General features: G+C 67.6%; 20 protein-coding genes. 11 read left to right on the plus strand and 9 right to left on the minus strand.

Features of this window, described 5'->3' with window-relative positions; translation table 11 throughout:
- Positions 1-4: 4 nt before the first annotated feature.
- On the minus strand, positions 5-1,003 hold the full coding sequence (locus tag TSH20_RS21240; protein WP_247871300.1) for a PDR/VanB family oxidoreductase: 999 nt from the start codon (positions 1,001-1,003) through the stop codon (positions 5-7).
- 235 nt (positions 1,004-1,238) lie between these two features.
- On the opposite strand from TSH20_RS21240, the gene TSH20_RS21245 reads away from it, so the two are divergent.
- The 3 genes from TSH20_RS21245 to TSH20_RS21255 all read left to right on the plus strand — a co-directional run bounded on the left by TSH20_RS21245 (position 1,239) and on the right by TSH20_RS21255 (position 6,388).
- Positions 1,239-1,865: an SH3 domain-containing protein gene (locus TSH20_RS21245; RefSeq protein WP_109156293.1), complete on the plus strand. Its 627-nt coding sequence runs from the start codon at positions 1,239-1,241 to the stop codon at positions 1,863-1,865.
- Positions 1,866-2,203: 338 nt separating this feature from the next.
- Positions 2,204-3,919 carry a methyl-accepting chemotaxis protein gene (locus tag TSH20_RS21250; protein ID WP_109156294.1) on the plus strand — a complete coding sequence of 572 codons (1,716 nt, stop codon included), beginning with the start codon at positions 2,204-2,206 and terminating at the stop codon, positions 3,917-3,919.
- 132 nt (positions 3,920-4,051) lie between these two features.
- Positions 4,052-6,388, plus strand: a complete 2,337-nt coding sequence (locus TSH20_RS21255; protein WP_109156295.1) for an Orn/Lys/Arg decarboxylase N-terminal domain-containing protein — start codon at positions 4,052-4,054, stop codon at positions 6,386-6,388.
- Positions 6,389-6,395: 7 nt separating this feature from the next.
- Here TSH20_RS21255 and TSH20_RS21260 read toward each other — a convergent pair whose 3' ends face one another.
- Complete coding sequence (locus tag TSH20_RS21260; protein ID WP_109156296.1) at positions 6,396-7,322, minus strand: LysR family transcriptional regulator; 927 nt, start codon at positions 7,320-7,322, stop codon at positions 6,396-6,398.
- Positions 7,323-7,478: 156 nt separating this feature from the next.
- Here TSH20_RS21260 and TSH20_RS21265 point away from each other — a divergent pair, with 156 nt between their 5' ends.
- Positions 7,479-8,462 carry an MBL fold metallo-hydrolase gene (locus tag TSH20_RS21265; RefSeq protein WP_109156297.1) on the plus strand — a complete coding sequence of 328 codons (984 nt, stop codon included), beginning with the start codon at positions 7,479-7,481 and terminating at the stop codon, positions 8,460-8,462.
- Positions 8,463-8,468: 6 nt separating this feature from the next.
- Here the strand turns inward: TSH20_RS21265 and TSH20_RS21270 are convergent, their stop codons facing one another.
- The 3 genes from TSH20_RS21270 to TSH20_RS21280 all read right to left on the minus strand — a co-directional run bounded on the left by TSH20_RS21270 (position 8,469) and on the right by TSH20_RS21280 (position 11,625).
- Complete coding sequence (locus TSH20_RS21270; RefSeq protein WP_109156298.1) at positions 8,469-9,785, minus strand: aminotransferase class III-fold pyridoxal phosphate-dependent enzyme; 1,317 nt, start codon at positions 9,783-9,785, stop codon at positions 8,469-8,471.
- Positions 9,786-9,791: 6 nt separating this feature from the next.
- On the minus strand, positions 9,792-10,829 hold the full coding sequence (locus TSH20_RS21275) for a phosphotransferase (RefSeq protein ID WP_109156299.1): 1,038 nt from the start codon (positions 10,827-10,829) through the stop codon (positions 9,792-9,794).
- 94 nt (positions 10,830-10,923) lie between these two features.
- A complete protein-coding gene (locus tag TSH20_RS21280) occupies positions 10,924-11,625 on the minus strand; it encodes a GntR family transcriptional regulator (RefSeq protein ID WP_109156300.1) in 702 nt (233 codons plus the stop codon).
- 132 nt (positions 11,626-11,757) lie between these two features.
- Here TSH20_RS21280 and TSH20_RS21285 point away from each other — a divergent pair, with 132 nt between their 5' ends.
- Positions 11,758-12,483, plus strand: a complete 726-nt coding sequence (locus TSH20_RS21285; RefSeq protein ID WP_247871301.1) for an aspartate/glutamate racemase family protein — start codon at positions 11,758-11,760, stop codon at positions 12,481-12,483.
- On the opposite strand, the gene TSH20_RS21290 is transcribed toward TSH20_RS21285, so the two are convergent.
- Both TSH20_RS21290 and TSH20_RS21295 read right to left on the minus strand, forming a co-directional pair.
- Entirely contained in the window at positions 12,416-13,066 is a 651-nt protein-coding gene (locus TSH20_RS21290) for a class I SAM-dependent methyltransferase (protein ID WP_109156301.1), read from the minus strand. The two genes, TSH20_RS21285 and TSH20_RS21290, sit on opposite strands and share 68 nt — an antisense overlap.
- A gap of 57 nt (positions 13,067-13,123) precedes the next feature.
- A complete protein-coding gene (locus TSH20_RS21295; protein ID WP_109156302.1) occupies positions 13,124-13,807 on the minus strand; it encodes a GntR family transcriptional regulator in 684 nt (227 codons plus the stop codon).
- A gap of 152 nt (positions 13,808-13,959) precedes the next feature.
- Here TSH20_RS21295 and TSH20_RS21300 point away from each other — a divergent pair, with 152 nt between their 5' ends.
- The 3 genes from TSH20_RS21300 to TSH20_RS21310 all read left to right on the plus strand — a co-directional run bounded on the left by TSH20_RS21300 (position 13,960) and on the right by TSH20_RS21310 (position 16,833).
- Complete coding sequence (locus TSH20_RS21300; protein WP_109156303.1) at positions 13,960-14,805, plus strand: fumarylacetoacetate hydrolase family protein; 846 nt, start codon at positions 13,960-13,962, stop codon at positions 14,803-14,805.
- A gap of 232 nt (positions 14,806-15,037) precedes the next feature.
- Entirely contained in the window at positions 15,038-16,033 is a 996-nt protein-coding gene (locus TSH20_RS21305; protein WP_247871302.1) for a 2-keto-3-deoxygluconate permease, read from the plus strand.
- A gap of 68 nt (positions 16,034-16,101) precedes the next feature.
- Positions 16,102-16,833: an SDR family oxidoreductase gene (locus TSH20_RS21310; RefSeq protein ID WP_109156305.1), complete on the plus strand. Its 732-nt coding sequence runs from the start codon at positions 16,102-16,104 to the stop codon at positions 16,831-16,833.
- Between the two features lie 6 nt (positions 16,834-16,839).
- Here the strand turns inward: TSH20_RS21310 and TSH20_RS21315 are convergent, their stop codons facing one another.
- Complete coding sequence (locus TSH20_RS21315; RefSeq protein WP_109156306.1) at positions 16,840-17,748, minus strand: nickel/cobalt efflux transporter; 909 nt, start codon at positions 17,746-17,748, stop codon at positions 16,840-16,842.
- A 9-nt stretch (positions 17,749-17,757) separates the two neighbouring features.
- Complete coding sequence (locus TSH20_RS21320) at positions 17,758-18,027, minus strand: metal-sensing transcriptional repressor (protein WP_085082254.1); 270 nt, start codon at positions 18,025-18,027, stop codon at positions 17,758-17,760.
- Positions 18,028-18,224: 197 nt separating this feature from the next.
- Here TSH20_RS21320 and TSH20_RS21325 point away from each other — a divergent pair, with 197 nt between their 5' ends.
- The 3 genes from TSH20_RS21325 to TSH20_RS21335 are packed head-to-tail and all read left to right on the plus strand — an operon-like array spanning position 18,225 to position 19,931.
- Entirely contained in the window at positions 18,225-18,650 is a 426-nt protein-coding gene (locus tag TSH20_RS21325; RefSeq protein ID WP_109156307.1) for a YqaA family protein, read from the plus strand.
- A 29-nt stretch (positions 18,651-18,679) separates the two neighbouring features.
- Positions 18,680-19,153 (plus strand): YchJ family protein, encoded by a 474-nt coding sequence (locus TSH20_RS21330; RefSeq protein ID WP_109156308.1) that lies wholly within the window; start codon positions 18,680-18,682, stop codon positions 19,151-19,153.
- Positions 19,154-19,169: 16 nt separating this feature from the next.
- Positions 19,170-19,931 (plus strand): YkgJ family cysteine cluster protein, encoded by a 762-nt coding sequence (locus tag TSH20_RS21335; RefSeq protein WP_109156309.1) that lies wholly within the window; start codon positions 19,170-19,172, stop codon positions 19,929-19,931.
- Positions 19,932-19,937: the final 6 nt, after the last annotated feature.

The following is a 19,937-nucleotide window of genomic DNA, read 5'->3' on the forward strand; positions in this document are numbered from 1 at the left end:
GGACTCACAGGTCCAACACCAATCTTGCGCTGCGGGCACGCGACACGCACAGCATCATCGTCTTGCCGGCGGCGCGTTCGGCGTCGGACAGCACGCTGTCGCGGTGGTCGGGTTCGCCCTCCAGCACCGTCGTCTCGCAGGTGCCGCAGATGCCCTGTTCGCAGGAGGAGTCGACCGTGACGCCGGCGGCATAAAGCGCCTCCAGCACGCTGGTCCCCGGCGGCACCGTAACCGTCACGCCCGACCGGGCGCAGACCACCTCGAAGCTGTCGTCCTTGAAGCTGTCGGCGGCCGCATCCTCGCGGACGGGCCCGACCCGCGGCGTGAACCATTCGAAGCGGACATCCTGCGCCGGCCGGGCCGCTGCGGCAACCGCCTCCATCAGCCGTTGCGGACCGCAGCAGTAGATCGGGACATCGACGGGCGTCGCGGCGAGCAGCGCGTCCACCGTCAGCTTCCGCCCCTCGTCGGCGGCATGGACCTCGACACGGCCATGGGGCAGGGCGCGGAGTTCGCCGAGGAACGGCGCCGCCGCGGCGCTGCGCACGCAATAATGCAGGGTCCAGTCGGCGCCCCGGTCGGCCGCCGCGCGGATCATCGGCAGCAACGGCGTGATGCCGATACCGCCGGCGATGAACAGATAGCGCGGCGCCTCGTCGTAGCGGAAATTGTTGCGCGGCAAACCGATGGCGACGGCGGCGCCCGGCTCCAGTTCGCCATGGACGAAACGCGATCCTCGCCCGCCGGGCACGTTCAGAACGGCGATGCTGTAGGCCTGCCAGTCCGCCGGATTGCCGCACAGCGAATAGGACCGCACCGCCCCGTCCGGCAGATGGATGTCGATGTGCGCGCCCGGCTCCGCCGGCGGCAGGACCTGCCCGTCAGGGTCGCGCAGTTCCACCAGCATGACCTGCGGCGCCACCCGCTCCAGACGATGCACGCGCAGCGTCCGTGTCTTCGAAGGCGGGCGCTGCAGTGTCTCCGGCTGAAGGGTGTTCATCATCGTACCTGCCTGAAAAGTTCGTCGGTGGGGAAGGGTGCTGGCGTTTGGTATACCAGATCCAACGCAAACAGCATAAAACCTCAAGTCAACTTCAGGTCAAGCGAAAATGCCGGAATGCCGCCGCGAATTCGACGCCTTGCGGACCTCCCCGGCGAACGGCCAATGGATCATCCGCGCCTTACCGGGTGTTGTTCGCGAAACGGTGCGCACCGGCACAACAGCGGGAGGAGCGGTCATGTCACGCAAGACGATCATGGTCCTGGTTGCGGCACTCGGACTGGCGGCAATGCCGGCGCTTGCCGCATCCGGCGATGTCCATTCCGTGGTGGGAGAGAAGGTGAACCTGCGCGCCGGCCCCTCCGACGATGCGGCGGTGCGGTCCACCGTCGCGCGCGGCGGCGAGGTGGTCGAGTTGCGGCGGGAGGGCAACTGGCTGGGCGTCCGGGTGCTGCGCACCGGGGAGGAGGGCTGGCTGTTCTCCGACCTCGTCAAGCGGCAGACCGCCAGCACGCTGGGCGGCGGGGAGGCCGCACCGGCGCAGGCCGGGTTCGAGCGGCTGTCGCCCGGTTTCGACGGGCTGATGGCGACCATCGGCGAGCGTCTCGGCTACCGCTTCGCCGACAAGGTGGACCAGGCCGGCAACGGCGCCCTTCGGGTCGTGCCGACCCAGGAATGGTCCTACAACACCGGCCGCGACGCCAAGATGTATGCGGCGCTGGCCCTGTACCAGATGTGGAAGAACTACAACAACGGCCGACCGGTGACGGTGACGCTGGGGCCCCAAGGGCCGTCCGCCATCACCATCGCCGATGCCGCGAAGGGGCCCGAGTTGACCATGCCGACGCTGAACCCGTCTCGCTGAGCCGAGGCCGGGCCTTGGACTCGGGCTGAATGGATCGGGCTGAGCGAATCGGCCCGAATCCGCGCGTGGTGCCCATCATTCGGGATGGGCGGCCATGCGACGTCGCGCGGCCATCCCGTCGCGGCTCCTGCCCAATATGCGGCGTGTTGGCGCAGGAACGGCGTTGTCCGGCCTTCCGCAGCGCCGTCCGGTCGACCATCCGCCGGCACCGCACCCAAATTTCCTGAAATACCGCCATATGTAAACCGGGCCGCAATAATTGGCCTCGACACTGACATCAGAGTGCGTAGCCCGCACGGCAATCGTCCGGTCGATCGAGTTCGAAAAGGTGCACCCCCATGTCCGTGTCGCCAACCTCCGTGCCGCCCACCCGCACGCGCCTCGTCACCAAGATCATGGGGCCGTCGCTGCTGCTGGCCGCCATCGCCGTCGGGATTGCGGTGTATGGCCTGACGTCGCTCTCCACCCTGCATGAACGGAACGTCCAGCTGGTCGAGCGCGATGCGGCACGTCTGGAGATGGCGCTGCGGCTGAACAGCGAGTTGAACGTCACGGCGATCGCCACATCGAACGCTGTGCTCGCCACCAAGGCGGAGGATGTGAAGACCATCCGCGGACGCTACCAGCAGCGTCTGGCCGCCGTGCTGGATTACTCGAAGAGGATCCTGGAGACCAACCCCGCGCCGGCCATCGCAAAGCCGGCAAAGGACATCCAGGACCTGTCGGGCGATTACGACCGGCTGGCCCAGCGGGCCATCGCCCTGTCGGCCGAAGGCAAGAAGGACGAGGCCTTCCAGGTGATTTTCGGCGAGATGCGTGACGTGCGCTTCAAGATCAACGGCGAGTCGGACAAGCTGGTCGCCGCCGCCAAGGAGGAGATGCAGGCAGCCCAACGGAGCGGCGATGCGGTCTATGGCGCCGCCCTGTTCTGGCAATCGCTGGGGTCGGTGCTCGGCATTGCGCTGTCGCTGGGTCTGCTGGTCTGGATCGTCCAGCGTCACGTCTCCCGCCCGCTGACCCGCCTGACCTCGGCGACCGAGCGGCTGTCGCGCGGCGATCTGGAGGTCGAGCTGGAGGCCCTTGACCAGGGGCGCGGCGACGAGGTCGGCACGCTGGCGCACGCGCTCCACATCTTCCGCGACAACGCGCGCGAGATGCGTCGTCTGGAGGCGCAGCAGCATGAGGAGGAGGCGCTGAAGGACCGGCGCCGTCAGGCCGTCGACGGGCTGATCGCCAATTTCGAGAACGGGATCACCGGGCAGCTCACGGTGCTGACCAATGCCGCCGACCAGATGCAGCAGACCGCCCAGCTGATGAACCGCACCGCGGAGTCGACGCACGAGCGCACCGCCGCGGTGGCCAACGCCTCCGAGGTGGCGTCCGGAAACGTGCAGACGGTCGCCGCCGCCGCCGATGAACTGACCGCGTCGATCGCCGAGATCAGCCGCCAGATCGAGCAGGCCAACGGCGTCGCCGGCGAGGCCGTGCAGCAGGTGATGCAAACCAACACGACCGTCGAGGGGCTGTCGTCCGCCGCCGCCCGGATCGGCGAGGTCGCCCATCTGATCACCGAAATCGCCAGCCAGACCAACCTGCTGGCGCTGAACGCCACCATCGAAGCGGCGCGGGCGGGAGAGGCGGGCAAGGGCTTCGCCGTCGTCGCCCAGGAGGTGAAGAACCTCGCCACCTCCACCGCGCGCGCCACCGAGGAGATCACCGCGCAGATCCAGGAGATCCAGGCGGTGAGCGGTGAGACGGTCGCGGCGATCCGCAATGTCGGGACGACGATCCGCTCCATCAGCCAGATCTCCGCCACCATTGCCGCCGCCGTCGAGCAGCAGAGCGCGGCGACGCGGGAGATCGCGCGCAACACCCAGGAGGCGGCGCAGGGAACCAGCCAGGTGTCCACTCACATCGGCGGCGTGGAGGCGGCGGCCCGCGACACCGAGGCGGCGGCCGATCAGGTCAAGACCGCAGCCGCCGCCCTGTCCGGCGAAGCGTCGTCGCTGCATGCCCAGGTCGCCGCTTTCCTCTCCTCCATCCGGGCTGCCTGAGCGGTCCATCCGGTCCGGGCGTCATACATCTGTCATGGTGCTGCTGTAGCGTGACGCGCCGGCGCGAGGCCGCCCACGCCGAACAGCCGTCCGGCGGGGCCGATCCGCCAAGTCCTTCCGGAGACCCGTCGCATGGATTTCTTCCGCCGCTTCAACTTCCTGGTCTGTGCCCCTGCCTTCGAGGTGGACGAGCTGGAGGGCATGCGGCTTCAGCAGATCCTGTCGGAAGTGGAGCGGATGGGCTTCGAGGTGGTGCGCGCCCGCCGGGTCGAGGATGCCGAGTTGGCGATCCGCACCGATGCCGCCATCGGCTGCATGATCGTCGATTGGGGCAAGCGCGGCGCCGACGGCAAGCAGGCCTCGCTGATCGCCTTCGCCCGCCAGCGCGGCTTGGAGATGCCGATCATCCTGCTGGTCCGCCGCCAGCGGCTGGAGAACATCCCGGTCGACGTGCTCAATCAGGTCGACGGCTACATCTTCCTGGCGGAGGAAACGCCGGAGTTCATCGCCAAGAATCTGGTCAGCCGGCTGAAGCAGTATGCCGACACGCTGAAGACCCCCTTCTTCGGCGCACTGGTCGATTATGCGGAGGAGGGCAACCAGCTCTGGACCTGCCCCGGCCACAATGGCGGCATCTTCTACAGCCGCAGCCCGATCGGCCGCATCTTCGTCGAGCATCTGGGCGAGGCGGTGTTCCGCGACGACATCGACAATTCGGTGCTGGAGATGGGCGACCTGCTGGTCCATGAGGGGCCGGCGCTCCAGGCGCAGAAGGAGGCCGCCCGCATCTTCGGGGCGGAGCGCACCTATTTCGTGCTGAACGGCACCTCGGCCTCCAACAAGATCGTGCTGTCGGCGCTGGTCGCGGAGGACGACCTCGTACTGTTCGACCGCAACAACCACAAGGCGGCCCATCACGGCGGCCTGTTCCTGGGCGGCGGCATCCCGATCTTCCTGGAGACCGAGCGCAACGCCCATGGCCTGATCGGTCCCATCGACCCGCAGGCTCTGGACGAGGAGGTGATCCGCGAGCGCATCCGCCGCAACCCGCTGGTCAAGGACCCCGACGCCTGGAAGCGCGAACGCCCCTTCCGCGCCGCGGTGATCCAGCAATGCAGCTACGACGGCACCATCTACAACGCCCAGATGATGCTGGAGCGGATCGGCAAGCTCTGCGACTACATCCTGTTCGACGAGGCCTGGGCGGGGTTCCTGAAATTCCACCCGCTGTTCAAGGGCCATTTCGCCATGGGGCTGGAGGGGCTGAACGACGGCCATCCCGGCATCATCGCCACCCAGTCCACCCACAAGCAGCTGGCCAGCTTCTCCCAGGCCTCGCAGATCCATGTGAAGGACAACCACATCAAGGGCCAGCGCCGTCGGGTGGAGCATCGCCGCTTCAACGAGACCTTTCTGCTGCACGCCTCGACCTCGCCCTTCTACCCGCTGTTCGCCTCGCTGGATGTCGGCGCGCAGATGATGAAGGGGCGGTCGGGCGAGGTGCTGTGGGACGACACGATCCGGCTGGGCATCGAGCTGCGCAAGAAGATCCGCGCCATCCGCCGCGAGTTCGAGGAGCGCGAGAGCGACCCGGCCAAGCGCTGGTTCTTCGACCCCTTCGTGCCCGACCGCGTCACACGCAACGGCGTCCCGACCGCGTGGGAGGAGGTGCCGACCGACGAGCTGGCGACCGACGTGCGCCATTGGGAATTCGCCCCCGGCGCCGACTGGCACGGCTTCCAGCATGTCGGGCCGGGCTATGCCATGACCGACCCCAACAAGCTGACGCTGCTGACGCCCGGCTTCGACCGTCACAGCGGCGCCTATGGCGACCACGGCATCCCGGCCCCGGTGGTGGCGCAGTATCTGCGTGAGAACCGCATCGTTCCGGAAAAGAACGACCTGAACTCGCTGCTGTTCCTGCTGACGCCGGGCGTGGAATCGAGCAAGGCCGGCACCCTGCTGAGCGGTCTGGTCGCCTTCAAGCGGCTGCACGACGACAACGCCCCGCTGGAGGAGGTCATCCCCGAATTCGTCGCCAAGCGGCGCGGCCATTATCTGGGCCGGCGTCTGCGCGACCTCTGCGCCGAGATGCACGCCTTCTACCGCGAGAAGAACACCAGTGCCCTGCAGCGCGCCATCTTCCGGCCGGAGCATCTGCCGGCCATGGCGATGCCGCCGCGCGAGGCGACGCGCCATCTGGTGCGCAACACCGTCGATTACCTGCCGATCGACGAGATCGCCGGCCGCATCGCCACCACCCTGTGGGTCGTCTATCCGCCGGGCATCGCCACCATCGTCCCCGGCGAACGGCTGGACGAGCGGGCGAAGCCGATGATCGACTATCTGAAGGTCTTCCAGGAAAGCGCCAACCGTTTCCCCGGCTTCGACAACGAAATCCAGGGCCTGTACCGCGAGACCGACGCGAAGGGCGTGATCCGCTACTTCACCTATGTGGTGAGGGAGTGACGGTGGCCTATCCCTGAACGCTGCCGTTCTCCAGGTCGATGCGGTCGACCAGGAAATCCAGGAAGGACCGCACCTTCGGCGGCTGGATCCGCCCGCCGGGAAAGACCGCGTGCAGGTCGACATCCGATCCCTTCCAGCCGTCCAGCACCCGCACCACCTGCCCGGCCGACCGGTAGGGCCGCATGGCGAAGTCGGTGGCGAGCACCAGTCCGCCACCGGCCAGCAGCGTCGGGACCAGCATTTCCGGATCGTCAGCCGCCATCACCGGATCGATGGCGACATCAAGCTCCTCGGCGTTGCGGCCCCCTTCGGTCCGGAACAGGCGCCAGCCATAGCCGGCGGAGCGCCGGGCGTTCATGTTCGCCAGCGTCAGATGCCGGGCCAGCTCGTCGGGATGGGTCGGCGTGCCATGGGCAGCACAATAGGACGGGGCGGCGTAGACGTGGCGGGGCAGGACGCCCAGCTTGCGGGCCGCCATGGCGGAGTCCTGCAGCGCCCCCATCCGGATCGCCAGATCGATGTCGCGCGCCACCAGATCCAAATTCAGGTGGCTGAGCACCAGATCGATCCGGACATCGGGATATCGGGTCCGGAAGGCGGGGAGAAGCGGTGCGATGACCTTCATCCCGAAGGACGGCGGGGTGGTGACTCGCAGCCAGCCGCGCGGCGCGTCGCGAAGCTGCGCGACGGCGCTCTCGGCCTGTTCCAGCTCCTCGGAGATGCGCCGGCAGCGCTCGAAATAGACGGTCCCCGCCTCGGTCAGCCCGATGCGGCGCGTGGTCCGGTGCAGAAGCTGGATGCCGAGCCGCCGTTCGAGGTCGCGCACCTTACGGCTCAGCGTCGTCTTGGGCAGCCGCAGCCGCTGGGCCGCCTTCGTGAAGCTGCCTTCCTCCACCACCTTCACGAAGGCGATGGTGTCGCCCAGGTCCTGCATCCGCGCCTGCCGATTGGATAGGATTTCGGCACAATGTTGCCCAAAGGCGGCAGGTAATCAAGCCGTCCGCCTGGTGCTAGGTGATGGGTCAGAACGGCGGCCGGAACGAACGCCGCCGCAGTACCAGACACCCGCATCGCACCAAGGACAGGCACGATGAAATCGAAAATGCTCTTGCTGGCCGCCGGCCTGCTGTTCGCCGCCATCCCGGCCGGCCATGCCGCCGAAAAGGCCGGCGGTCAAAACGCCACCCAGGCGGTCACCCAATCGGCCGCCCAACCCTCCGCGGCCGGTGTCTACCGCTTCACCGTCGGCGATCTCCGCATCACCGCGCTCAGCGACGGCACCCTGCCGCTCGGCATCAAGCCGCTGGTCCAGGGGCTGCCGCCGGAGCGCATCGACGCGCTGCTGGCCGAACGGTTCGAACGCGATCCGCTTGAAACCTCCATCAACTCCTTCCTGATCGAGGCCGGGCCGCGCCTGCTGCTGGTCGACACCGGGGCGGGCCAGCTGTTCGGACCCTATGGCGGCAAGCTTCCGGTCAGTCTGGCCGCGGCCGGCTACCGACCGGAACAGGTGACCGACGTCCTTCTCACCCACATCCACACCGATCACTCCGGCGGGCTGGCGCTGGACGGGCGGATGGTGTTTCCGAACGCCACCCTTCATGTCGGGCAGGCCGATCTGGACTTCTTCCTCAACCGCGACAATACGGCCAAGGGTTTGCAGCCCCGCCACTATGACGAGGCGGTCGCCACCGTCGGCCTCTATGTCAAGGCCGGCAAGGTCAAGCCCTTCACCGGCCAGTCCGAAATCCTGCCGGGCGTCACGGCGGTCCCCACCCCCGGCCACACCCCCGGCCATGCCTTCTACCGGGTGACCAGCCGCGGCGAGAGCATCGAGTTCTGGGGCGACATCATCCATGTCGGCCCGGTGCAGTTCCCGCACCCGGAGGCCACCGTGTCCTTCGACATCGACCAGGACGCCGCACGCGCCCAGCGCCTGAAGCGCTTCGCCCAGGAGGTGGACAGCGGCCAATTGACCGCCGCCGCCCATCTCAGCTTCCCCGGCCTCGGCCGTCTGCGGCGCGACGGCGACGCATATCGCTGGGTGCCGGTGGAATACCGCAACCGCGAGTGAAGCCGGCTACAGCGCCCCCATTACCTCGTCCAGCGTGGCGAGGAACAGCCGGGCGTCGTCGGCCGAGAACACCAGCGGCGGCCGGATCTTCAGGATGTGCCCCTCCTGCCCGGTCGCGCTGATGAGCACCCGGCGCCGCCGCATGTCGTTCACCACGCGGGCGGTTTCCTCCGGGGCGGGGGTCTTCAGCTTGCGGTCGCGCACCATCTCGACGCCGATGAACAGGCCGCTGCCGCGCACGTCGCCGATCAGCTCATGCTTGGCGGCCAGCGCGCGCAGGCCCTCGATCATCTGCGTGCCGACGGTCAGGGCGTTCTCCTGCAGCCGCTCCGTCTTGATGACGCGCAGCACGGCGAGCGCCACGGCACAGGACACCGGGTTGCCGCCGAAGGTGTTGAAATAGCGCTGGCTGCGGCCGAACGCCTCGATCACCTCCGGCCGGAACACCGCCCCCGCCACCGGATGGCCGTTGCCCATCGGCTTGCCGACCGTCACGATGTCGGGCACCAGCCCATGGCGCGCGAAGCCCCACATGTGGGTGCCGAGCCGGCCGAAGCCGGGCTGGACCTCGTCGGCGATGAAGATTCCGCCGGCCTTGCGCATCGCCTCCACCGCCGGGGCGAGGAAGCCGGCCGGATCGGTGAAGACGCCGCTGCTGGAGAAGATGGTGTCGACCAGCAGCGCCGCCGGGGCGATGCCCTTCTCGCGCAGATCGGCGATGGCCTCCTCCACCGAGCGGGCGAAGGCGGCGCCGATCTCCGCCTCCGGGATGCGGTAGCTGTCCGGGGCCGGCACGACGCGGACATGGTCGCCCAGCTTCACCGCGCCGCCCAGCGACGGCGACATCTCCGCCAGCGCCGAGGTGACGCCGTGATAGGCGTTGTGCGCGATGACGACACCGGTGCCGCCGGTGTGATGGCGGGCGACGCGCAGGGCCAGATCATTGGCCTCGCTGCCGGTGCAGGTCAGCATCAGGTGCGACAGCGGCGCCGGGAACTCCGCCAGGAAGGCTTCGGCGAAGTCGAGGATGCCGTCGGTCAGATAGCGCGTGTGGGTGTTCAGCACGGCCGCCTGCTTCGCCATCGCCTCCACCACCTCCGGCCGGCAGTGCCCGACCGAGGCGACGTTGTTGTAGGCGTCCAGATAGCGGTTGCCGTCGGCGTCGTAGAGATAGGAACCCTCTCCCCGCACCACATGGATGGGGTCGGCGTAGAACAGGCGGTAGGCCGGGCCGAGCAGCTTTTCGCGGCGGGCGATCAGGGCGCGCTCGCGCTCCGGCAGGGAACCGGCGGAGTCGGGCGCATAGGCGTTGATCATGGTCATGACGGGTTACACTCTCTGGCAGGCGCGATGGAGCAGACGGCGCGCGGTGGCGGCCTCGTCGCCGGTCAGCTTTTCCAGGCCGGCGAAGGCGCGTTCGGCATTCCGCAGGATGTAGGCGGCATTGGCGGGATATTCGGCGGCCCGCCAGCCGGTGATGGCGATGGTGAGGGCCAAGCGGGCGGCCACCAGATCGGGCAGCAGTTCCACCTCGTCATCAGTCAGCGGCAGGACGGCGGTGAAGGCGCCGGTCATCTCGACCAGCGAGCCGAAGGGCGTCTCGCCGCTGGTGACGTGGTAGGCGAGGGCGGTCGCCAGATCGTTGACCAGCGGCGCCCTCAGCGCGTCGCCGAAATCGATGATGCCGGTGACCGTCTCGTGCCCGACCGGATCGACCACCGCGTTGTGCGGGTTGAGGTCGTTGTGGATCACCTGATGCCGCAGGGTGGGCAGCCGCGGCGCCACCTGATCGGCGAAGCGGGCGATGAAGCCCTCCACCATCCCGCGGCGCGGGCCGTCCGCCAGATAATGCAGCCGGTCGGCGACGCTGGCGGTGCGCGTGATGTCCCACAGCAGGTCGCGCTCCGAACCGGGATGCTCGTAGTCGGCCAGCGCCAGATCCAGCCGGGCCAGCGTCGTTCCCAGCGCCCGCATCTGCCCCGGTGAGGCCGGCGCCGCATGGAGCGGCGTGCCGTCGAGATAGGTCAGCAGCCGCAGGATCATGGCGTGGCCGTCGATCCGGACCGTCGCCTGGGCCTCTCCATCCAGCGTCGGCACGACGCGCGGCACCGGCAGGTCCGGGTCGCGGACGGCCACATGCTGCATCGCCCCGGTCTGGAAGCTTGTGACGAGCGCCGGTTCCGCCGGGTTGGTGAACTTCAGCACATAGCCTTTCCCATCGGGGGTGGTGATGTGGAAGTTGCGGTCGCGCTCGCTGCTCAGTTCGCGGATGCTGCCGGTCACCCCGAAGCACCGCTGCATCATGGCGCCGGCCTCGATCGCGGAGATCGGCGGTGCGGCGGTGGTCAGAACATCAGGCTGCGTCATGACCGCACTCTCCTCGTTGCTCGAAGCTTTCAATGTTTGATGCATCATCGTCATGAACGAACCGGCCTTGCAAACCGATGTGGGGGGAAGGGCATCAGGAAACCAGCGCCCTGGGTGCAGGGGCGGAATTGGCGGTCGCGCCGTCGATCCGCTCCAGGATCGGGCCGCTGGCCAGCAGGATGTCGGCCTGGATGGCGTGGGCGGCGGCCAAGCCATCGTGACGGCGGATGGCCTCCATCAGCGGGTAATGGTGGTCGATCATCGTGCGTCCGGCGCCGCCATAGACGTCGGCGATCAGCGGTCCCATCTGGAGCCAAAGCCGCCGCAGAATGTCGCCGAGCACCGGCATGTCGGCGATTTCCGACAGCTTGAAATGGAAGATCTGGTTGAGTTCGGTGGCCCGCGCGGTGTCGCCGGCGGCCATCGCGTCCTCATTGTGCTTCAGCAGGGCCTCCAGCAGCGCGATCTCGGCCGGCGTGGCCTTTTCCGCGGCGCGCGCGGCGGCGAGCCCTTCGAGGTTGACGCGGATATCGCGGATCTCAAGGTAGGCGGCGCGGGTCAGCATCGGAACGCGGATGTCGCGCGGCGAACGCAGCACCAGAGCCTGGTCCTGCACCAGACGCAGGATGGCGTCGCGCACCGGGGTGACGCTCGTCCCCAGCCGTTCGGCCAGATCGCGGATCTTCAGCCGGTCGTTCGGCTTGAACACGCCCTTCATCAGAGCCTCGCACAGCCGCTGGTAAATCGTGCTGCCGAGATTGTCGTGTTCAAGAAGGGTGAGGTCGAACCCGCTCATCGTCTGTCCTTCACCCGCCGTCCGCTTTTGCTGTATGATGCATCATATTGCGGCGGGAGCGGGCGGAGGTCAAGTACCGTCGCACGTCATGTCCCTATCCGCCCGACGGAAGGCACAAGAGGGAGAGAGCGCATGAATGCCGAGACGACCGCCGACAAAACGGCGACCTTGCAGGGACCACGCATCGCGCTGATCCATGCGCTGGAGGAATCGGTGGTTCCGGCGCGGGCCGCCTTCCGGACGCATTGGCCCGAAGCGCGGATCTTCGACCTTCTCGACACATCGCTCGCGGTCGATCTGGCCGACGCCGGCCGGCTCGACGAGGCGATGATGGGGCGTTTCCGGACGCTGGCCGACTATGCCGCCGGCACGGTGGGAGCGGGCGGGCGGACGGCAGGGATTCTGTTCACCTGCTCCGCCTTCGCCCCGGCCATCGACGCGGTCAAGCCGCGCCTGCCGATCCCGGTCCTGCGGCCGAACGAGTCGGCATTCGAGGCGGCGATGGCGATCGGCAGCCGGATCGGCATCGTCGTCAGCTTCGGCCCCTCCGCCGACTCGCTGCGCACCGAGCTGCTGGCGATGGCCGCAGCCGCCGGCCGTCGGATCGAGGTCACCGTCGCCATCGCCGACGGCGCGCTGGCCGCGCTGAAGAGCGGTGACGGCGACGGCCATGACGACCGGGTGGCCCGGACCGCCGGGCAGCTGGCGGGCTGCGATGTCGTCATCCTCGGCCAGTTTTCGATGGCGCGTGCCCAGGCGAGGCTGCAGCCGCTGCTGTCGGTTCCGGTGCTCACCACGCCCGCTGCGGCGGTGGAGGCGCTGCGCCGCCTGACGGTACCGCCGTTCCCTCATACATGAAGGTCATGATCTTCGGGCCCGGCAGATGGCTTTCCGTCAGGTCCGTGATCTCGAATCCGGCCGCGCGGATCAGGTCGTCCATCTTCCGGTCCAGATGGCAGCCACCCGAACAGCGCGACCACAGCGGCGTCAGGCGGTGCTGCCAGCGCCGAACGGCGGGAGCCGGGGCAAGGCCATGCTCGACGAAGCGCAACTCCCCGGCCGGCTTCAGCACACGGCGCGCCTCCCTCAGGGCGGCGGACGGGTCGGGGATGCTGCACAGGGACCATGTCACGACCACGGTGTCGAAGCTGTCGTCCTCGAACGGCAACCGTTCCGCCGTCTGTTCCACCAAACTCACCGGACGGGGCGACTGCGCCGCGGCACGGCGGGCCATGGCGAGAAGTTCGGCAGAGGGATCGACACCGACGATCTCCTCGGCCGCCGCGCCATAGAATGGCAGGTTGCGACCGGAGCCGATGCCGATCTCCAGAACCCGCCCGCGCGCCTGCCCGGCGACCCTGGCGCGGGCCTCCGCGAGCAGCGCCTGCCCCATGACCCAGTTGATCAGCCGGGGCAGGATGTGGTGGCTGTAGATGGCCATGGTCCCCTTGCCTTTCACTTAAACGTGGAACGGCTCGCAGCTGCCCCGTCGGACCGGTCAGAGCGCCTCCTGCATCTCGAACAGCCGTTGAACGGCGTCGGCGGTGCGCTGGTAGTGATCCCTCAGGGCCGCCACCGCCTCTTCGGCATTGCGGTCGATCGCGCAACTCATGATCCGTTCATGCTCGCGAACCACGTCACGGTCCTGTTTGGGCACGCTGACCGACAGCCGGCGGTAACGGTCGGCCCGGACGAACAGCTTCTCGCACAGTTCGATCAGGATCGGCGATCCGCAGGCCGAGATCAGGATGCGGTGGAAATCGGCATGTCGCAGGTCCCAATCCTCGCGGATGGCGGTCGGCAGGTCGTCGCGTTCACGGGGCAGGCGCGACATCATATGGTGCGCCGCCAGCAGCCGGCCTTCCCATTCCGAGTCGCCGTTTTCAATGGACAGGCGCAGCGCCTCGCCCTCCAGCAGTTTGCGGGTGGCGACGATGTCCAGCAGTTCGGCGACCGACAGCGGTGCCACCGAAAAGCCGCGGTGATCGTCTGAAACGGTGAAGCCCTCCGCGGTCAGCCGGACCAGCGCCTCGCGCACCGGCGAAACGCTCATGCCGCACAGCGCCTGCAAATCGGCGAACCGCAGGCGCTGGCCGGGCGTCAGCACGCCGGAGCGGATGGCCCGGTGAATGACGGCATAGGCATCGCCCGCCAGCGTGCGTGCCTCGGCACGGTCCTTCATGACTGCCCCCTCGGAAGCGACACCCGCATTTTCGAAAATCCTATCCTCATTCGAAAACCATTGACAGCATATATGATCCGTGGAAACTGTATGTTAACGCAGCAATCCTGAAAAGATGACCACAAAGCTGGTCGGCGCAAGGAGACGACGTTTTGAAACTCGTTCGCTTCGGGGCTCCGGGAGAAGAGAAGCCGGGCCTGATCGACAAGGACGGTTCCATCCGGGACTTGTCGTCGGTTGTCAAGGACATCGACGGTTCTTCTCTGAATAAAAGCAGCCTGGAGAGGCTCCGGTCCATCGCGGTCGATGATCTGCCGCTGGTCTCGGGCGCGGTGCGGTTGGGACCGTGCGTGACCGGTGTCGGCAACTTCATCGCCGTCGGCCTGAACTATGCCGACCATGCGGCGGAAAGCGGTATGCCGGTTCCGGCGGAGCCGGTGCTGTTCAACAAGGCGCCGTCCTGCATCGTCGGCCCGGACGACACCGTGCTGATCCCGCCGGGGTCGGAGAAAACCGACTGGGAGGTCGAACTCGCCATCGTCATCGGCGAGCGCGCCTCCTACGTGTCGGAGGCCGACGCGCTGAATTACGTGGCCGGCTATTGCGTGTGCAACGACGTGTCGGAGCGCGGCTATCAGCTGGAGCGCGGCGGCGGGCAGTGGACGAAGGGCAAGGGCTGCCCGACCTTCGGCCCGCTCGGCCCCTGGCTGGTCACCAAGGACGAGGTGGAGGACGTCCACAACCTCGCCATGACGCTGTCGGTCAACGGACAGACCATGCAGAACGGCTCCACCCGGACGATGGTCTTCCAGGTGCCGTTCCTGGTTTCCCACATCTCGCAATTCATGACGCTGATGCCGGGCGATGTCATCACCACTGGGACGCCGCCGGGCGTCGGCATGGGCATGAAGCCGCCGCGCTACCTGAAGCCGGGTGACAGCATCCGCGTCGAAATCCAGGGGCTGGGCGTGCAGAACCAGCGCGTCGCCGCCACCTGACCTGACATCCGGGCCGCGATCCGTCGCGGCCCCTCTTTTCCGGCGACGCGCGGGTTCGGCCTCCAGTTCGGCCACCCCGCCCGTCCCGGCCATCTTCGGCGTCCCATCGCCGCCCGTTCCAGTCAATGCAGAAAGCGGGAACTCGCCGTTGCGCGGGATTGCGCCCGCTCGTCCATCCGAGATTTGTGGCCGAGATTTGTGGAGGAAGCGCCTCATGAACATAAAAGACAGAATGGATCGGATTCCCGGCGGCCTGATGCTGGTGCCGCTGCTGCTCGGTGCGCTGTGCAAGACCTTCGTGCCGGAGGCGCCCGCCTATTTCAAAGGCTTCACCCAGGGGATCATGACCGGCGTGGTGCCGATCCTGGCGGTGTGGTTCTTCTGCATGGGCGCGTCGATCAAGCTGAGCGCCACCGGAACGGTGCTGCGCAAGTCCGGCACGCTGGTCCTGACCAAGCTGATCGCCGCCTGGATCATCGTGCTGGTGATGTCGCAGTTCATTCCGCCCGAAGGCATCCACACCGGATTCTTCGCCGGGCTGTCGATCCTGGCCGTCGTCTGTGCCATGGACATGACCAACGGCGGGCTCTACGCCTCGCTGATGCAGACCTACGGCACCAAGGAGGAGGCCGGCGCCTTCGTGCTGACCTCCATCGAATCCGGTCCGCTGATGAGCATGATCATCCTCGGCGCGTCCGGCGCCGCGCATTTCGAACCGCAGATCTTCATCGGCGCCGTGCTGCCCTTCCTGGTCGGCTTCGCGCTCGGCAACCTGGATCCGAAGCTGCGCGCCCTGTTCGCGCCGGGCGGCCAGCTGATGATCCCGTTCTTCGCCTTTGCGCTCGGCAACACCATCAATCTCGGCACGCTGTTCTCGCCGCTGCTCGGGCTGGGCGTTCTGCTGGCGCTCGGCGTCATCGTGCTGACCGGCATTCCGCTGATCCTGGCCGACAAGATCATCGGCCGCGGCACCGGCACCGCCGGCATCGCCGCTTCCTCCACCGCCGGCGCGGCTGCCGCCAACCCGGTGGCGATCGCCGCCGTCGCCCCGCAATTCGCCCCCGCGGCGGCGGATGCCACCGTGCTGGTGGCGATCTGCATCATCGTCACCTCCGTCGCCGTCCCGATCATCACCGGCCTCTGGTACAAGCGATTCGGCCAAGGATTGGCGGAGACGAACCGTGCCGACACCCCGCTGATGCCGGTCGGGGCGACGCCGGTGGACTGACGCCGCGACCGTTCTTCCACCAGGATCGTTATCCACACGCACCAAGCACCGTTTTCAGGAGTAGGACCATGACCGGAAAGCTGACCGGCAAGACCGCCGTCATCACAGGCGCGGCCCAGGGGATCGGCCGCGCGACCGCCGAACTGTTCGCCCGCGAAGGCGCGAACGTCGTCGCCACCGACGTCAACGGCGCCAAGCTGGCCGAGCTGGCAGGGCAGGGGATCGAAACGCGGGTGCTGAACGTGCTCGACGATCAGGCGGTGCGGTCGGTCCTGGGCGAGATCGGCCGCGTCGACATCCTGTTCAATTGCGCCGGCGTGGTCCACAACGGCACGATCCTGGAGATGACCGACGATGAGCTGGAGTTCGCCCTCGACCTCAACGTGAAGGCTCTGGTCCGCACCACGAGAGCGGTGCTGCCGGCCATGCTGGAACACGGCGACGGCTGCATCATCAACATGTCGTCGGTGGCGTCCAGCGTGAAGGGTGTGCCCAACCGCTTCGCCTACACCACCACCAAGGCGGCGGTCATCGGGCTGACCAAGTCGGTCGCGGCCGATTATGTGGCGAAGGGCATCCGCTGCAACGCCATCTGTCCGGGAACGGTCGAATCACCATCGTTGCAGGAGCGGCTGTCGGCCCAGGGCGATTACCAGGCCGCCCGCGCCGCCTTCATCGCCCGTCAGCCGATCGGCCGCATCGGCCAGCCCGAGGAGATCGCCGAGCTGGCGCTTCACCTCGCCACCGCCACCTACACCACCGGCCAGATCCACATCATCGACGGCGGCTGGGCGATGTAGGGAACGTCACAACAGGTGCGGTCCCCCGACCCAGGCCAGCGTAAGCCCGAGCCCCTGCAGGGCGTGGACGCCGACATAGATCCCGACGAGGATGATGACGGCGCTGGACAGGTAGGGGGCACGCCGCGCGAATTTGCCGAAGGCGTCCGACCAGCGCCGCTCGGCATGGCGCATGCCCAGCGCGGCGACCGCCCCCGCCGCCACCAGGGTCAGGGCCAAGCCGATGCTGAAACAGACGACCAGCGCGGCGCCGAGCGTGACCTCCTTGAGTTGGAGGCACAACAACAGAACGGTGATGGCCGCCGGGCAGGGGATCAGCCCGCCGGTCAGGCCGAACAGCAGGATCTGTCCGGTGGTGACGTGCCGGCCGGCGAAGCGGCGCTGGATGTCGCGGGCATGCGCCCGCTCATGCGCGTCCTGATAGTCTGACTGTCCGAGATCCAGTGCGCCGGCGTGGGCATGGGTGTGCCCACCATGGCTGTGGCCATGATGGTGATGCGCATGCCCGTGGTGGTCATGCCCATGCCCATGCCCATGATGATGGTGAGCATGTCCGGCCGTCTCGTGCCGCTGGTCCCGCCATGTCCGCGCCGCCATCCACAGCGCCACCGCAATGATCAACGCCGCCGAAGCGAGCTGGAAATAGGGCTCGGTCGTCTCGGCGTTCCAGCCTCGGCCGATCCACATCCCTCCAAGGGCCACGGCCCACACCACCGCCGTATGCGACAGCGTCGCGGCCAGACCGAGCAGGACCGCCTGGGCAACCGTGCCGCGGATGGCGACGATGAAGGCCGCCATCATCGTCTTGGAATGGCCCGGCTCCAGCCCGTGCAGCGCGCCGAGCAGGATGGCGCTCGGGATGAACAGCCAGGCGTTGGCGGCGCCTTGCTGCAGAAGGGCGGAGAATTCGGGCATCGCTGGTCTCTACAGGTATTTCGTGATCGCCTTGAATTCCGCGATCGATGCCCGCGCTTCGGCGGGCGTGGCGTCAACCGCCGCGTCCAGGCAGTGATCCAGATGATCGTGGATGAGCACCTTCTTGGCCTCGCGCACGGCGCTTTCCACCGCATGCAATTGCTGGGCGAGGTCGAGGCAGGGCCGGCCGGCTTCGATCATTTCGATGATGCCGCGCAGATGTCCATCCGCCCGCTTGAGGCGCTTGATGATGTCAGGGTGGCTGTGGTGAGTGCTCATGTCGAAATGGTATCCCCCCGGATAGGATATGGCAAGGCCGATGACGGCGCCTGCCGATCCGCCGCTTTTGCTTTGATGGCGCAGCATGTCGGGCGGAGTTGACCGCGCCCCTGTTCTTGCTCTATCCCCCTGGATAGGATCGCCGCGGTGACGAGCGCGGGCCGGGCATCCGCACCCGCCGATCCGACGGAGGTCTTATGGATGATTTCGCCGGTCTGGCCGGCCTGTTCAGCGCCGCGCTGCTGGCGGCGACGATCCTGCCGGCCCAGTCGGAGGTGATTCTGGCCGGCATGCATATGGCCGGGACCCACTCGACGCCGACGCTGGTGCTGGTCGCCACCATCGGCAACGTATTGGGCTCGGTGGTGAACTGGCTGCTCGGCCGCTACCTGATCCATTTCCGCGACCGCCGCTGGTTTCCGGTCAAGGCCTCGCTGATCGACCGCGCCACCGCCTGGTATCAGAAATGGGGGGTGTGGTCGCTGCTGCTGGCCTGGGCGCCCTTCATCGGCGACCCGCTGACCCTGGTCGCCGGCATCCTGCGGGAGAATTTCTGGATATTCCTTCTGCTGGTGACCATCGGCAAGGCGGCCCGCTACGTGGCCCTGGTGGTCGCCTTCTGATAGCTTTACCGTTCAACCGAGGACCAACGATGTCGTCTTGCCCCTGCGGCTCCGGCCGTTCCTTCGAAGATTGCTGCGGCCCCATCCTGGCCGGGGAGCCGGCGCCGACCGCCGAGGCGCTGATGCGGTCCCGCTACACCGCCTTCGTCCGCCATGACCTCGACCATGTCGAGCGCACCCACGCTCCGGAGATCCGTGACGACTTCAACCGCGGCGAGGCCGAACGGGTGGCGGAGGAGTCGGAATGGCAGCGGCTCGACATCCTGCGCGCCAGCGAGGAGGGCGACAGCGGGGTGGTGGAGTTCCAGATCCATTTCCGCCGCGACGGCAATGACATGCGCCATCACGAACGGGCGAGCTTCCGCCGGGAGGATGGGCGGTGGCTCTATGTCAGCGGCGAGGTCAACCCGAAGGGCGAGCCGCGCCGCGTGGTCAAGGTCGGGCGCAACGAGCCCTGTCCCTGCGGATCCGGCAGGAAATACAAAGCCTGCTGCGGCAAGTGACCGGAGGGGCGCCGCGATGGAACCGCGTTTCTCCTGCACCGCCTGCGGCAAATGCTGCCACGGCTGGCTGCCGCTGACGCTGGCGGACGCGGTCGCCCATGCCGGCCGTTTCCCCCTGGCGATGGTGTGGACGCCGGTGCGGTCGAACGCCCGATCCTACGAGCTGGCGACCCGGCTGGGCGCGACGGTGCGGCTGCCCAACCGCAAGACGGTGGCGGTGCTGATCGTGCCGACCGCCTATCTGCCGACCTCCTTCCCCTGTCCGGAACTGCTGGACGACGGGCTGTGCGGCATCCATGAGACCAAGCCGTCGCGCTGCCGCACCATGCCCTTCTACCCCTACCGCGAGGAGAAGGATCAGGCCGACCTGCTGATCCCGCGCAAGGGCTGGCAGTGCGACACCTCGGCCGAGGTACCCGTTGTCTATGCTAACCACGCGATTCTCGACCGCACGGATTTCGATCGCGAGCGGAGCGATCTGCTTGACCAGGCGCCCGCGATCCAGCGTTACGCCGACTATATGCTGAAATACATGCCGTGGATCGTCGACGAGTTGGCGAAGCTGGCGGCCAAGCCGACCGGCGGCAATCTGGTCACCAGCCTGTCCTCCTTCCTCACCGCCACGCGCCGGCCGGATGCGGCGGACATCGCCGCCGCCCAGGCCCCGCTGTTCCGGGCGATGGCGGAGCGGACGAAGGACGATCCGGCCTTGCGTGACTACCACCGCAATTACAGCGGATGGGCCAAGGAGATGGAGGGGCTTGCCCGGCGGAAGTAACCGCCG

The sequence above is a fragment of the Azospirillum sp. TSH20 genome (assembly GCF_003115935.1).
GTDB lineage: Bacteria > Pseudomonadota > Alphaproteobacteria > Azospirillales > Azospirillaceae > Azospirillum.